A 14,815-nucleotide genomic window follows, 5' to 3' on the forward strand; every position below is an offset into this window, starting at 1 on the left:
CTGTCTGGCGGGATGTCACTCTAACTCTGGGTGACAGAATGCCGGCATCTCAACAGAGCGCCGCTCATCCGGAGGTCCATCATGGGCATTGCCAATCTTTCCGATCCATCTCTCTTCCGTGAACAGGCCTATATCGCGGGCGAATGGATGACGTCGTCTTCCGGCAAGACGCTGTCCGTCACCAATCCGGCGACGGGTGAAGTGATCGGAACGATTCCGGCCTGTACGGCCGCGGAGACCCAGCGGGCGATCGAAGCCGCGGACCGGGCGCAGACCAAGTGGAAAACCACCAGTCCTGATGAGCGCGCCAACCTCCTGATGGCGTGGTATGACCTGATTCTGCAGAACGCCGAAGATCTGGCGCTCATCATGACGGTCGAGCAGGGCAAGCCTCTGTCCGAGTCGAAGGGTGAGGTGAAATACGGCGCTACCTTCATCAAGTGGTTCGCGGAAGAAGCCCGTCGTATCAACGGGGCCGTCATTACGCCGCCGCAGAAGGATCGCCGCGTCCTTACCGTGAAGCAGCCGGTCGGCACCACTGCCGCCATCACGCCGTGGAACTTCCCCAACGCCATGATCACCCGCAAGTGCGGTCCGGCTTTCGCCGCCGGATGCAGCATGGTGCTCAAGCCGTCCGAACTGACGCCTTATTCCGCGCTGGCGCTGGCCGTTCTGGCCGAGCGCGCCGGTCTGCCGAAGGGGCTGTTCTCTCTCGTGACCGGCGACGCGAAGGAAATCGGCCCGGAACTGACCTCCAGCCCGGTCGTGCGCAAGCTGTCCTTCACCGGCTCCACACATGTCGGCGCGCTGCTGATGCGCCAGTCAGCCGACACCATCAAGCGCCTGAGTCTGGAGCTTGGTGGAAACGCGCCGTTCATTATCTTCGATGACGCCGATCTGGAAACGGCTGTTGCTGGCGCTCTGGCCAGCAAGTTCCGTAATGCCGGACAGACCTGCGTCTGCGCCAACCGCATCTTTGTGCAGGACGGCATCCACGACCGGTTTGTCGCCCGGATGAAGGAAGAGGTCGCCAAATTCAAGGTCGGTAACGGGCTTGAGGAGGGCGTGACGATGGGGCCGCTCATCAATGAAGGCGCCGTGAAGAAGGTCCGCGAGCATGTCGAGGACGCTCTGTCCAAAGGCGCCCGCTATGTCAGCGCGCCTCTTGAGACAAACGGCAACTTCGCCACGCCGGTCGTGCTGGAAGGCGTGACGACCGAGATGCGTGTGTTCAGCGAAGAGACGTTCGGGCCGCTGATGCCGATCTTCAGGTTCAGCGATGAAGCGGAAGCGATCCGCAAGGCCAATGACACGCCATTCGGTCTGGCCAGCTACTTCTTCACGACGGATATGAGCCGGGCGTGGCGTGTCGGCGAGGCGCTGGAATATGGCATGGTCGGCGTGAATACCGGCATGGTGTCGATGGAATGTGCGCCTTTCGGCGGGGTGAAGCAGTCCGGGCTTGGCCGTGAAGGCGGAGCGGAAGGCATCGACGAGTTCCTTGAGGTCAAGGCGCTCCATATGGCGGGTCTCAAGCTGTAATCTGAAGCACGTGCCCAGCCAGGCGAGAGGTCTGACTGGGCCGCTTTCAGATCTTTTGTTGCTGGTTTTTCTCGGTAAGTCGCAAAAAGCAGTGCAATAAATACTGTTTATTCTCTGCTTTTTATTGAGCTTCTATTCGTGCCGCGCACGTTTCTGCCAAAAGAAATCTTTCGGAAATAGTGTCGCCCGCATGTGGGGTGAAGCGCATGCGCTCTCTGACATTGTAAGTGTTATACTTAAATTGTTTTAATATCGCAGAATTGATGTCGATAATGAGAAACTGGTTTTTAATTTACATAACGACGTAAATTTTTAATTAAAAATAAAAATTGACCTTTCATGATTCACTTATGGTTAATAAAATAGACGAAATTCACTCCTTCACGGAGAGGCCTTGCGTCATGACCGTCTATAATCTCAATTCACAAAACAGCTCTCTACATACAAGTAGTAGTTCGTTCAGTAAGTATGGAACGAACTATATCAACGTGAGTGCTTCCGGAGCGTCAATATATCTGGATTCCATTCAGGCGGCTTCGTCAGGTACTCAGGTATATATCAACCAGTCAAACAATGCTGATTTCAGTATAGAGATTGGCTCTGGGAATATCTCTTCAGATTCCACTGTCGTTTATAACAAGGCGACTGATATAACGATCATAAATTATGACACTGCGGATGGGAAAAGCATATCTTTCCGGATCGTGGGTGATTTTCTGAATCTGGGATCGTCGATAGAAGCTGGAGCGCACTACGTTCAGAAAAATCTGACGGATGTTGTTCCGCAGTCTGGTGGTTACTATGAAATCACTGCCTGTTTTCTTGCGGGAACACTGATCTCGACAGTTTCCGGCGACGTGCGCGTCGAAGATATTCAGGAAGGCGACATCCTGAATACATGGTCAGATGCGGGCGGCGCTCCTGTTGCGCGCAAGGTGGTGTGGGCTGGAAAATCCCATGCCGTGGTCCGTCCTCTGCCTCATGAGGATGAGGCGGGTTATCCGGTGCGTGTTCTGAAAGACGCCATCGCCCCCGCCGTGCCTGCTCAGGATATGCTGGTGACTGCCGAACACTGCCTGTATCTGGATGGCGGATTTGTTCCTGTCCGGATGCTGGTGAATGGCAGATCCATCTTCTATGACCGGTCCATTCTTTCCTACGATTACTATCACATTGAGACTGAAAACCACGCCATCATCATGGCGGATGGCGTGCTGACGGAAAGCTATCTCGACACAGGAGACCGTCATGCATTCAGGCAGGTTGCCGGAGCAGCCCGGATCGGTAGTCGTGGACTGCGGTGGGAAACGGATGCCGCTGCTCCGCTGAAAACGGACAGCGCCTCTGTCGAGCCGATTTATCGTCGCATTGAAGCCCGGGCGATCGAGTGTGACGTCCCGATGCATGCTGCGCTGCCGGTTCTGACGCATGATGCGGATCTCCATCTTGTTACGGAAAGCGGGCAGGTCATCAGGGAATCGCGTCAGGTGGATGGTTACACCGCCTTCCGGCTTCCGTCCGGCGTCAAATCGGTGCGGATCGTTTCCCGCACCAGCCGCCCCAGCGATGTCATGGGGGTGTTTGTGGATGACCGGCGCGCGCTCGGCGTCGCCATCGGAGAGATCAAGCTGTTTGACAGCGGCAAGCCGCATGTCCTGACGCCACATCTGACGGAGACGGAACTGTCTGGCTGGCAGTGCCGCGATGCGGAGGGCGCGCGATGGACGGATGGCAATGCTCTGCTGTCGTTCGAAGGGCATGAAACCGGTGCGTTTGCCCAGCTTGCGGTCCGTATTCTCGCAGGCGGTCCTTACAGGCTGGCTGAGGTGGCTGGAGCCGATGACGTCCAGACTGCTTGAGTAGCTCAGGGCGCGTAGTGCTGCCCTGCATAACCGAGTGAGAGTGATTCGACAGTCCTGCCGCCCTGCTACCGGGCGGCAGGACTTTTTTTGTGTCATCCAGCGCGACGGAATTGGGCGTTTCTGTTTGACTCCTGCGCCTGCGGAGCGTAGGGACATGACCTGCACATAAGTCACGCCACCCCGCGAGTATTCGCGCAGTGGCGCGTATTCTTTTGGGGAAACGGTTCTTGTTCGAATCTCTGTCCGACAAGTTTTCCGGCGTTATTGGCGATCTCGGCAAGCGCGGCACGCTGACCGAGGCCGACGTTGCGGAGGCCATGCGCGAGGTTCGGCTGGCGATGCTGGAGGCGGACGTCGCGCTGCCGGTCGTCAAGGACTTCGTCAATAAGGTCAAAGAGCGCTCTGTCGGCGCGGAGGTGCTGGAAAGCATCTCCCCCGGTCAGGCCGTCGCCAAGATCGTCAATGACGCGCTGATCGACGCCCTCGGCGGTGCGGGCGCGGTTCCCCTGAACCTGAACGCAGCCCCGCCTGTGCCGATCCTGATGGTCGGATTGCAGGGCTCAGGTAAGACCACCACGTCTGGCAAGATCGCCCTGCGTCTCGCGACCCGCGAGCGCAAGAAGGTGCTGCTGGCCTCCCTCGATACGCAGCGTCCGGCCGCGCAGCTTCAGCTCCAGCAGCTTGCCGAGCGTGCGAAAGTGGCGTCCCTGCCGATCATCGCAGGCCAGACGCCGGTCGAGATCGCCAATCGTGCGATGGATACGGCGCGTCGTGAAGGCTACGACGTCGTCATTCTCGATACGGCGGGCCGTCTGTCCATTGATGAAGCGCTGATGGATGAAGTCCGTCAGATCCGTGACGTCACGCATCCGGCTGAAACGCTGCTCGTCGTCGATGCGATGACGGGTCAGGACGCCGTCAACACGGCCAAGCTGTTCAATGAGGCCGTTGGCGTTTCCGGCGTTGTCATGACCCGTATGGATGGTGACGCCCGTGGCGGCGCTGCGCTGTCCATGCGTGCGATCACCGGCGCGCCGATCAAGCTGACGGGCTCGGGCGAAAAGCTGGACGCGCTGGAGGAGTTCCATCCGGAGCGTGTCGCGGGCCGTATCCTCGGCCTTGGTGACATCGCCGGTCTGGTCGAGAAAGCTGCTGATACGCTCGATCAGGAAGAGGGAGAGCGGCTGGCCAAGAAGATGATGGCCGGCAAGTTCGATCTCGATGACTATGTGTCGCAGATCAAGCAGATCCAGAAGATGGGCTCGATTTCGGGCATCCTCGGGATGCTGCCGGGCATGGGCAAGATGAAGGACATGGTGGACGAGAAGAAGCTCGACACCACGATCTTCAAGAAGCATCAGGCCATCATTTCCTCCATGACCAAGGCGGAGCGCAAGACGCCCGACATCATCAAGGCGTCGCGCAAGAAGCGTATCGCCGCCGGGTCTGGAACCACAGTTCAGGAAGTCAACAAGCTGCTCAAGCAGTTCGATGACATGTCCACCATGATGAAGCGGGTCAACAAGCTCGGGCTGAAAGGCCTGATGCGGCAGGCCTCCGCGCTCATGTCCGGGGGCGGCATGCCGGGAGGCCCCGGCGGCTTCCCCGGTGGTCCCGGTGGCCGGCCTCCCTTCGGCTGACCTGTCCCCTTTTTATCTTTTTCTGGCTTTACCGGAGTAGTTGAATGAGCCTCAAAATCCGCCTTGCACGCGCTGGTGCAAAGAAGCGTCCTTACTACCACATCGTGATTGCTGACAGCCGTTCACCCCGCGATGGCCGCTTCATCGAGAAGGTTGGCGCGTACAACCCGATGCTGCCGTCCGACCACGCTGACCGCGTGAAGCTGACGAGCGAGCGCATCACGCACTGGCTGTCTCAGGGCGCTCTGCCGACCGACCGTGTCGCCCGTTTCCTCGGCAATGCCGGCCTGATCGCGAAGCCGACCTGGAACGAGCAGCCGAAGCAGGCAGCGCCGAAGAAGAAGGCGCAGGAGCGTGCGAAGGCCGCTGCCGCTGCCGCTGAAGCCGCAGCCTGAGGCTGAAAGACCGGAAGACGCTTTCTCGCCATGACTGACGAACGCATCCAGATTGGAGTCATAGGGAGGCCGCACGGTGTGCGCGGGCTTGTGCATGTGCACAGCTACGCCACCGATGAGGACTCCTTGGTCTCCTATGGGGTGCTGACGGATGATCGTGGTGATCGCTGGACGCTGAGTTGGCGTTCGGGCGGTGTGGCGGAACTGCGTGACGCGCAGGGCAAGCCACTTGCCGACCGGACAGCGGCGCAGGCGCTGGTCAACCGCAAGCTCTATGTCAGCCGCGACGTGCTGCCTGAGCCGGACGAGGACGAGTTCTATCACAGTGACCTGCTCGGTCTGGACGCTGTGGAAGAGGGGGCTTCGATCGGCAGGGTTGTCACGGTGCATGATTATGGCGCGGGTACGAGTCTCGAACTCGATAGCGGTCTGATCCTGCCTTTTTCCAAGGCCTGTGTACCCGAAATCGATTTTCCTAACCGTCGCATGATCGTCGTGCGTCCGGTGGAGGTGATCGGCGAGGAAGCGCAGGTGCCGAAAGGGGAGAAGGCATGAGCTGGACGGCGACAATCCTCACCCTGTTCCCCGAGATGTTTCCGGGACCGCTTGGCCAGTCACTGGCCGGTCGGGCGCTGGAGAACGGAACGTGGAACTGCGATGTGCGCGACCTGCGGGCCTTCGGGCTCGGACGTCACAACGCCGTGGACGACACACCCTTCGGGGGTGGTGCGGGCATGGTGATGCGTGCGGATGTGGTGGACACGGCGCTGGACTCTGTCTCGCGGCAGGATGGCGCTCCATGCGTCTACCTGACCCCGCGTGGTCGTCCGCTGGCCCAGGCCGATATCCGTCGTTACGCGGCGGGGCCGGGCGTGACCCTGCTCTGCGGGCGTTACGAAGGTGTGGACGAACGCGTTCTGGAAGCACGCTCCATCGAGCAGGTCTCGATCGGGGATTATGTGCTTTCAGGTGGGGAGACGGCGGCGCTGGTGCTGCTGGATGCCTGCGTGCGGCTGCTGCCCGGCGTCATGGGCTCTGCGGAAAGCGGTGTCGAGGAAAGCTTTTCCGACGGTCTTCTTGAATATCCTCACTATACCCGCCCCGCTGAATGGCAGGGCCGCTCGGTGCCGGACGTCCTTCTGTCCGGAAACCACGCGGCCATCGCCCGTTGGCGGCGCGAACAATCCGAGCGGGTCACGCGCGAGCGTCGGCCCGACCTGTGGGCAGCCCATCTGTCGCACAGTAGTTCCAGACCATCCGTTCAGGAAGGACAGTCCCTATGAACATCATCCAGCAGTACGAGGCCGACGAAATCGCCCGCCTCACCGCCATTCGTGAAGTACCTGTTTTCCAGGCTGGCGACACCGTCCGCGTGTCCGTCCGCGTCAAGGAAGGCGAGCGCGAGCGCGTTCAGGCTTACGAAGGCGTTGTCATCGCCCGCTCCAACAAGGGCCTGAACAGCAACTTCACGGTTCGCAAGATCTCCAATGGTGAAGGCGTGGAGCGTGTATTCCCGCTCTATGCGCCGACGCTTGCCGAGATCAAGGTCGTCCGTCGCGGTAAGGTCCGTCGTGCGAAGCTGTACTACCTGCGTGGCCGTAGCGGTAAGTCCGCCCGTATCGCCGAGCGTCCCCGTGACGTGACACCGGCTGCCAAGGCAAAAGCCAGCGCCTGATAGTATTCAGGTTCTGCCCGGAAGATCTGGTAAGATTTTCCGGGCAGCAAGGCTTTCAACGCTGATTTCCCGGCGTTCCGTCAGTCAGGACTGACGATGGTGGTGATGAACTGAACGCGCTGAAAAAGCCGTTTCTTTGCGTTCCACGCATCCTGCGATGCCTCAGAACTGCTTCCATTCTGTCAGCAGTATCCGCTTTCTATTCCATCCATAAAATCTGACACGGACCTGCCGTAAGCTGCGACAGTTTTCCTTGAGTGGAAACCTGTGAGAATCGTGCTCCCATCACAGTGCAAGCAGCGTCATGTATCGTGTCCACGATGAACGCTTTTGAAGCGGATGCATTCCGGCTGTCTTTTAAATGCCGGTCGAGGATGGATCAGAAACGGAACGGATTGTTCCTGCCTCAAGGCGTAAGCGCAAACCGGGGTGGTCTGCGCTTTTTCTCCACCCGAACTGCTTCAGCCTTTGGTCGTTCAGCTTTTGCTTTCGAAGGTGGTTCCCAGCCAAACACGCTTCGACCTCCATAGGCATGGGACTGAGCTCTTTCCGCCGCGATATGGTCGTCCAGCGAGGGGCCTGAGACCCATTGCTCCAGACGTCGCGCCTGGGCATCCAGCCGGCGAATGGCCTCAAGCCGTTCATCATTTCCGAGACTCGCCTGCTCCACAGCGCCTTTCAGCATGGCGATGGTGCGATCATACACCTCGGTCGGCACAGGGAAGGGGTGGCGGTCTTTTCCACCATGCGCCATGGAGAAACGGGCGGGATCGGCAAAACGACAGGGCGTTCCGTGCACGACTTCCGCCACCATGGCCAATGCCTCCACGGTTCTCGCGCCTACGCCCGGCGTCAGAAGCAGATCCTGAAAGTCCTCCGGTCCCCGATCGGCCGCCGCGGCAAGCGCGCCATGCAGCCGCCGGATCATCACGTCACCAGAGCGCACATCATGATGTTCCGGCATCACCAGATGCGGCAACATTCCCTGTTCCGGAGCGGCCTGTTCCGCGGTTCTCAGCGCGGATACTTCACGCGCCACCTTGTCCGGTCCCAGATCACGCAACAGGTCGAGTTGCGCGACACGACTCCTGTCCGCGCGCCGATCGGCAAGATTGACGATGTTTCCGAGCGGTTTTCCGTCGATGGCGCTGTGAGGGTCGGCAACGAAGCTCGTCAGCCCTTCCGACAGCCAGTGATAGCGACGGGCATAGCGGCTTCCCCCGTTCATACCCTGCTGCACGACCACCCAGCGGCCATCATCCGCCAGCACGAAACTGTGCAGATACAGGTTAAAGCCGTCCTGAACCGCAGCGCTGTCCACCTTGGCGACCAGTCGGCTCGCTCGCGCCAGCGCCGCGCCGTCCAGCCCTGTCATGTCCGCCACGGCAGTCAGTTCATCCGGCGTGTGCCGGGAATGTCGGCCCCGACCGCCACAGACATGCAGGCCCAGTTCATCGGACAAGGGGGCCAGCCCGCGCTTGAGGGCTCCCATCACGCTGGTTGTTATGCCTGAAGAATGCCAGTCCATGCCCATGACAGCGCCAAAGGACTGGAACCAGAAGGGATGGGCCAGACGTCGCAGAAATTCATCGCGTCCGTAATGATGGACAATGGCCTGTGTGATCACGGCTCCCAGACTGCTCATCCGATCGGCAAGCCACTGCGGCACGCGACCGCCATGCAGCGGCATATCGGCACTTCCGGATCGACGCGTCATGTCCACTCACCCTGCTTTTGCCTTGGGAAATGGTTTTATCAGTTATTCGCCATGCCTGGTATCGCAGTATCGGAAGCCGAGGTTCCACCTGTGATCGGACGCTTCCGGGCAGGGGTGATTTAGAACCGACAGGAGGGATGCGATCATGGCTTCCTCAGCCTGTGTCCTCAATGAAACGGACTGGCGAAGCATAGGGGCTCTCACAGAAGGATGCAGCCCATGCCGTTCTCTGCCGAACTCCATGACCGGATCGCTTCTCCATAGGGCAGGCATGTCCTGCCGGAGAAAGCCTGTTCGCTTTTTCAGGTTATGAGGATTTTTGATTTGAAACGGGATGTCATCAACGGGCGCTGCTTTATCAGGAGCGCACCATTCAGGCTGACTTGAAACAGATCGGGATAAGGTGAGTAAAACGTCTGTTCTCGTTTCTGGTGCATTTAGCAGGACAACCAGATGAAAGCCTGACAGTGTTCAGGGATGCTCCGGGCCTCAGCCCGGAGCGATAAGGCAAACTATTATTTCTTGCCCGGATAACCGGCTTCGATCTTCTGCTTCACGCTTTCTGGCAGAGCGACGTAATCGAGCTTCTGAGCCGTTGCATCACCCGTGCGGAAGGAGTGGTCGAAGAACTTGTAAACCGCGTCGGCGCGAGCCGCGTCCTTCGGGTTGGTCGGAACCAGCACGAATGTTGCGGAAACGATAGGCCACACGTTCTTGCCAGCGCCGTTCAGCAGATCGACAGCGAAGTGCGATGCATGATCCCAGTCAGCCGAAGCCGCAGCGGCGGAGAAGCTGCCGAGGTCAGGGGATACGAACTCGCCATCCTTGTCCTGCAGCTGGACTGTCGGGATGCTGTTGCGACGGGCGTAGGCATACTCGACGTAACCGATGCCACCTTCGGTCGCACGCACCGAGGAGCCGACACCATCATTGCCGCGAGCACCTGCGCCACCGGCCCACTGAACGGATGTCGCGGCGCCGACCTGATCTTTCCAGTCAGCGGACATCTTGGTCAGGTAGGATGTGAACACGAAGGTCGTGCCGGAGCCATCTGCGCGATGCACAGGAGCAATGGCGACGTCCGGCAGGGAAACGCCCGGGTTGAGAGCGGCGATCTTCGGGTCATTCCAGTTGGAGATCTTGCCGAGATAGATGTCCGCCAGCACGGAACCGTTCAGTTTCAGCTGGTTGGATGCAATGCCCGGAATGTTGACGATCGGCACGATGCCGCCGATGACCGTCGGGAACTGGTAAAGAGCGGACGATGTCAGCTTGTCGTCAGCCATCGGCGCATCGGACGCACCGAAATCGACCGTGCGGGCCGTCACCAGATTCTGGCCGGCGCTGGAACCGACGCTCTGATAGTTCAGGGAAACGCCAATCGCCGACTTCGCACCGTCACCCCAGGCCTGATAGATCGGTGCGGCAAAGCTCGAGCCAGCGCCGGTGATGTCGGCGGCGTGCGCCTGATGAGCCATGACCGGCGCCGCTGTCAGCAGAAGAGCGGTGAGAAAACGGGTTTTGTTGAGCATTCCCAACTCCATTGAAATAGCGCAGCGGCCGATGGGACCAAGGCCGCCGATGCATCGCTCTACCTCACGGAACCCGCGAGGGAAAATGATGAGTTGATGACAGTCCTTTAAAGACTGACACTGATCTTCCTTCTTTGCCAGACAGCAGGAATGAGCGCCCTGACAATGCCGGAGGCTTATGGGCAGATACTACGCCCGGGCTTCCCGTACACAGGGTAGCCAGACCTCGCAGCGGGTGCCCTGTCCGATCCGGCTGGTGATTTTCAGACTCCCGTCATGTCGGTCCACGATATGACGGACAATCGCCAGTCCCAGTCCATAGCCGGAGGCGGGCGCGTTGCGATTCCCATCCACCCTGTAGAATCGCTCGGTCAGACGGGGGAGGTGTTCCTCGTCGATACCGACGCCATTGTCCTGCACGACAAACGCCACCCCCGGCCGTCCCAGCAGGACCTTGTGTTCCGCGGACAGCGAAATCCTGACGGGACGGCCATCCGCGCCCGCATATTTCACCGCATTCTCGACGAGATTTACAATGACCCGGATAATCTGTTCCTGGTCTCCGAGAACAGGAATGTCGGTCGCTTTCGTCTCCAGCTGAACGTGCCGTGCGGCGCACAGGTTGCTCAGTTCATCGCGGACAAGCTCAACGACGTGTTTCGCATCTATGCTGCCCCGCGGTTTGCGGTGCTCCAGCATTTCGGCGCGGGACAGTTCAAGCAGTTGCTCGATCAGACGCTGCATCCGGTGCGCCTGGGTCGCCATGATCGCCAGAAACTGCTGCTGCGCGGCAGGGTCATCGGCGGCAGGACCGCGCAGGGTTTCAATGAATCCGATCAGGGCCGTCAGCGGTGTGCGCAGCTCGTGGCTGGCGTAGGCCACGAAGTCGGAACGCATTCTCTCAACGGCGTCACGTTCCGAACAATCCGTCAGAATGGCCAGAATATGGGCCGGTCCGGTCGCCAGCACTTCAGGTAACAGACGAAGATCGACCCGCACGACCCGTCGCACAGGAACCGTCAGCACGAACTCGGCGCTGGCCTTCACCATGACGCCATTGAGGTGCCGCATGGCGGAAAACACGTCCGGGTAGCGCATGATCGTGCCAAGGGCGTCACCAAACGCTTCGCGCGCCTCAATATTGGCGAAGCGGAGCGCGCCATGCCCGTCCAGTAGAACGGCGGCTTCCGGAAGAAGGTCGAGCACTTCCTCCAGAGACACCGAGGAGGTGCCGACTTCTTCCCTCCGGGCCCGCACGCTGCCGGGCAGCACGCGGGACAGACTGCGTCCCCGCAGGAACCATCCGGCCAGTCCACCTGTCAGGCAGACAGGAAGCAGGCAGGCCACAATATCTGCCGCCGTCATGTCCCGCTCTTTCCGAGAAGCGCGGGGATGTTATTCGCCCTCGCTGTCCAGCGCGTAACCCGCCGAGCGTACGGTGCGGATCAGATCCTTTTCATCCGGACCGTTGATCTCCTTGCGCAGTCGCCGGATATGCACGTCCACAGTGCGGATTTCGACGTGGATGTTCTCGCCCCAGATCGACCGCAGGATTTCCTCGCGTGAAAAGACCCGGCCCGGACGACGCATGAAGAATTCAAGCAGACGGAATTCCGTCGGTCCAAGCTGCACGGAACGTCCGCCGCGTTCCACACGGTGTTTGACCAGATCCAGAACGATGTCCTCGAACGCCAGTGTTTCCGCCGGGGCCTGAGTGCGGCGCAGGAGCGCCCGGATACGCGCTTCCAGAGTCGCCATGCTGACGGGCTTGGTCAGATAATCATCCGCGCCGGTCTCGAGACCACGGATCGAATCCGCTTCCTCGGAGCGGGCGGTCAGCATGATGATGGGTAGTTCATGACCGCCCGGGGAGGCCCGAAAGCGTCGGCAGAGATCAAGCCCGCTCGCTCCGCCGGGCAGCATCCAGTCCAGCAGGACCAGAGCGGGACGGAAGCTGGAAAAGGCGGCCTGTGCTGACTCGCTGTCTCCGGCGACCTCGACCCGGTACCCCTGTTTTTCCAGATTGTAGCGCAGCATGACCTGCAGGGCAGGATCATCCTCCACTACAAGGATGCGTAATCCACTGTTACCGGATGTCTCCGACATTCATATTCCTCAGGAAGCAGGATAGCTGCGACCGCCGCGGGGGCGAACGGCAGGCAGCATTTCGCCCGTTACGGCATAATAGACGCGTTCGGCGATGTTGGTCGTATGATCGCCGATACGCTCAAGATTCTTGGCCACGAACAGCAGATGGATGCAGGTCCCGATATTGCGGGGATCTTCCATCATGTAGGTCATCAGTTCACGGAACATGGCCGTGTAGAGCTCATCGACCGCCGTGTCGGACTGCCACACCGCGACAGCGCCATCCCGGTCCTTGGTGGTCAGGGCGTCGATGGCGCGGCGCAGGTTGTTCTGCACCAGATGACCCATATTCCGCAGACCCACCAGGGAGATGTTGCCTTCCGTCTCGAGCTTCATGGCCCGGCGGGCGATGGAGGAGGCGTAGTCGCCGATCCGTTCCAGATCACCGGTGATCTTCAGGGCCGCGACAATGGTGCGCAGATCGACAGCCATCGGCGAACGCAGGGCGAGGATACGGATGGCCAGCGCTTCGGCCTCCCGCTCCAGTTCGTCGACTTCCGGATCAAGCTCGGGCGCTTCCAGAGCCGCTTCCTCATCACCTTCCACCACGGCTTTTACGGCCTGTGCTGTCTGGCGCTCGACCAGTCCCCCCATCCGGGCCATCAGGCTGCCGAGATGCTCGAGTTCCTGCTCGTAGCTTTTGACGGTGTGTGTCGATTCAGTCATCGCCTGCTCTCCTCAGCCAAATCGACCGGTGATGTAATCCTGCGTCCGGGTTTCCCTCGGTGCCGTGAACATCCGGTCAGTGCTGTCCATTTCCACAAGTTCACCAAGATAAAAGAACGCAACCTGATCCGCGCAGCGCGCCGCCTGCTGCATGTTGTGTGTCACAATGGCGATCGTGAACTCTTTCTTGAGTTCATCAAGCAGTTCTTCGATGCGGGCCGTGGAGACAGGATCGAGAGCGGAGGTCGGTTCGTCAAGCAGAACGACCTCCGGACGGGTGGCGATGGTGCGGGCGATGCAGAGGCGCTGCTGCTGGCCACCGGACAGGGCCGTCGCGGAAGCCTTCAGGCGGTCTTTCACCTCCGCCCACAGGGCGACGCGCCGCAGCACGTCCTCGACACGACCATCCATCTCGGAGCGGGAGAGTTTCTCGTGCAGTTTCACACCGAAGGCGATGTTGTCATAGATCGACATCGGGAACGGCGTGGGCTTCTGGAAGACCATGCCCACCCGGGCGCGCAGCCGGTTGAGGTCAATCCCCTGTCCGATGATGTTGCGACCGTCAAACACGACCTCGCCGGTGGCCCGCTGGCCGGGGTAGAGGTCATACATCCGGTTGAGCACACGGAGCAGAGTGGATTTGCCGCAGCCGGAGGGACCGATCATGCCGGTCACCTTGCGGCGGGCGAAATCCATGGAGATGTTACGGAGCGCCTTGTGCTCGCCGTAATAGAAGTCGAGCGATTTTACGGAAATCGCCGGTTTTTCAGTGACAGCCTGTCCGTTGTCTGTCTGGGTGGTCATTCGTTTATGCTCCCTTACGGCCAAAGCCGACACGGACAAGAATATTGATGATCAGGACGCCTACCGTGACCAGCAGGGCGCCGGTCCATGCGAGCTGGACCCAGTCGTCAAACGCCGAACCCGCATACTGATAGATGGTGACCGGGAGGCTGGCCATCGGGCGTGTCAGGCTGACGGACCAGTCCAGATTGCCCAGAGAAGTGAACAGCAACGGGGCTGTCTCACCCGCCACGCGGGCCACGGCCAGCAGCACGCCGGTCAGGACACCCGTGCGGGCCGCACGCAGGCAGATGAAGAGAATGACACGCCACTTGGACGCGCCCAGCCCGATCCCGGCTTCCCGCAGGGAAACAGGCACCAGACGCAGCATGTCTTCCGTCGTGCGGACCACGATGGGCAGCGCCAGAATCGCCAGAGCCAGCGAACCGGCAAGCCCGGAGAACTGCCCTGTCGGCACCACAACCAGCTCATAGATGAACAGGCCGATCAGGATCGACGGCGCGGACAGCAGCATGTCCGAGACAAACCGCGTGGTGCTGGCCATCCAGCCACGTCCGTAATCCGCCAGATAGATGCCGCACATCATGCCGATCGGCGCGCCGATCAGGATCGACACGGCGGTCTGGATCAGACTGCCGACGATGGCGTTCGCCAGACCGCCGTTCAGTCCCGGCGAGGCCGTCGAATGGGTGAAGGTGATCAGCGAGAGGCCGCCCGCGCCGCGGATGATGAGTGTGAACAGGATCGAGCCCAGCGCGATCAGCGCCACAGCAGTCGCGCTGATGCTGAGCACGGTCGCCAGCCGGTCCATGAGACGCCGACGCATCGCGAGGG

At 60.2% G+C, this 14,815-nt stretch carries 14 protein-coding genes; 7 read left to right on the forward strand and 7 right to left on the reverse strand.

Annotated elements, in window-relative coordinates:
- Positions 1-81: 81 nt before the first annotated feature.
- The 7 genes from GVI59_RS07645 (at position 82) to rplS (ending at position 7,114) form a co-directional block, all read left to right on the forward strand.
- Positions 82-1,542 (forward strand): NAD-dependent succinate-semialdehyde dehydrogenase, encoded by a 1,461-nt coding sequence (locus GVI59_RS07645; RefSeq protein ID WP_173573693.1) that lies wholly within the window; start codon positions 82-84, stop codon positions 1,540-1,542.
- Positions 1,543-2,246: 704 nt separating this feature from the next.
- On the forward strand, positions 2,247-3,401 hold the full coding sequence (locus GVI59_RS07650; RefSeq protein ID WP_338422077.1) for a Hint domain-containing protein: 1,155 nt from the start codon (positions 2,247-2,249) through the stop codon (positions 3,399-3,401).
- 230 nt (positions 3,402-3,631) lie between these two features.
- Complete coding sequence (gene ffh, locus GVI59_RS07655; RefSeq protein ID WP_010667938.1) at positions 3,632-5,044, forward strand: signal recognition particle protein; 1,413 nt, start codon at positions 3,632-3,634, stop codon at positions 5,042-5,044.
- Between the two features lie 44 nt (positions 5,045-5,088).
- Positions 5,089-5,439: a 30S ribosomal protein S16 gene (gene rpsP / locus GVI59_RS07660; protein WP_173573695.1), complete on the forward strand. Its 351-nt coding sequence runs from the start codon at positions 5,089-5,091 to the stop codon at positions 5,437-5,439.
- A 30-nt stretch (positions 5,440-5,469) separates the two neighbouring features.
- Positions 5,470-5,994 carry a ribosome maturation factor RimM gene (gene rimM / locus GVI59_RS07665; RefSeq protein ID WP_173573696.1) on the forward strand — a complete coding sequence of 175 codons (525 nt, stop codon included), beginning with the start codon at positions 5,470-5,472 and terminating at the stop codon, positions 5,992-5,994.
- Complete coding sequence (trmD, locus tag GVI59_RS07670; protein WP_173573697.1) at positions 5,991-6,722, forward strand: tRNA (guanosine(37)-N1)-methyltransferase TrmD; 732 nt, start codon at positions 5,991-5,993, stop codon at positions 6,720-6,722. Before rimM ends, trmD begins: the two co-directional genes overlap by 4 nt.
- Positions 6,719-7,114, forward strand: a complete 396-nt coding sequence (gene rplS / locus GVI59_RS07675) for a 50S ribosomal protein L19 (protein WP_010667942.1) — start codon at positions 6,719-6,721, stop codon at positions 7,112-7,114. The genes trmD and rplS overlap by 4 nt, the downstream gene beginning before the upstream one ends.
- A gap of 406 nt (positions 7,115-7,520) precedes the next feature.
- Here rplS and GVI59_RS07680 read toward each other — a convergent pair whose 3' ends face one another.
- From GVI59_RS07680 to pstA, 7 genes are all read right to left on the reverse strand, one after another.
- On the reverse strand, positions 7,521-8,831 hold the full coding sequence (locus GVI59_RS07680) for a DUF763 domain-containing protein (RefSeq protein WP_242013007.1): 1,311 nt from the start codon (positions 8,829-8,831) through the stop codon (positions 7,521-7,523).
- Between the two features lie 515 nt (positions 8,832-9,346).
- Complete coding sequence (gene pstS, locus GVI59_RS07685) at positions 9,347-10,363, reverse strand: phosphate ABC transporter substrate-binding protein PstS (protein WP_173573698.1); 1,017 nt, start codon at positions 10,361-10,363, stop codon at positions 9,347-9,349.
- Between the two features lie 189 nt (positions 10,364-10,552).
- On the reverse strand, positions 10,553-11,728 hold the full coding sequence (locus GVI59_RS07690) for a sensor histidine kinase (RefSeq protein WP_173573699.1): 1,176 nt from the start codon (positions 11,726-11,728) through the stop codon (positions 10,553-10,555).
- A 30-nt stretch (positions 11,729-11,758) separates the two neighbouring features.
- A complete protein-coding gene (gene phoB / locus GVI59_RS07695; protein ID WP_173573700.1) occupies positions 11,759-12,469 on the reverse strand; it encodes a phosphate regulon transcriptional regulator PhoB in 711 nt (236 codons plus the stop codon).
- 9 nt (positions 12,470-12,478) lie between these two features.
- Positions 12,479-13,177 (reverse strand): phosphate signaling complex protein PhoU, encoded by a 699-nt coding sequence (gene phoU / locus GVI59_RS07700; protein WP_173573701.1) that lies wholly within the window; start codon positions 13,175-13,177, stop codon positions 12,479-12,481.
- 12 nt (positions 13,178-13,189) lie between these two features.
- Positions 13,190-13,981: a phosphate ABC transporter ATP-binding protein PstB gene (pstB, locus tag GVI59_RS07705; RefSeq protein ID WP_173573702.1), complete on the reverse strand. Its 792-nt coding sequence runs from the start codon at positions 13,979-13,981 to the stop codon at positions 13,190-13,192.
- 4 nt (positions 13,982-13,985) lie between these two features.
- The gene (gene pstA, locus GVI59_RS07710; protein ID WP_173573777.1) at positions 13,986-14,807 is read right to left on the reverse strand and encodes a phosphate ABC transporter permease PstA; all 822 of its coding nucleotides are present in this window, start codon (positions 14,805-14,807) and stop codon (positions 13,986-13,988) included.
- Positions 14,808-14,815 lie beyond the last annotated feature (8 nt).

Origin of the sequence: Acetobacter sicerae (assembly GCF_011516765.1) — a bacterium.
Taxonomy (GTDB): Bacteria; Pseudomonadota; Alphaproteobacteria; order Acetobacterales; family Acetobacteraceae; genus Acetobacter; species Acetobacter sicerae.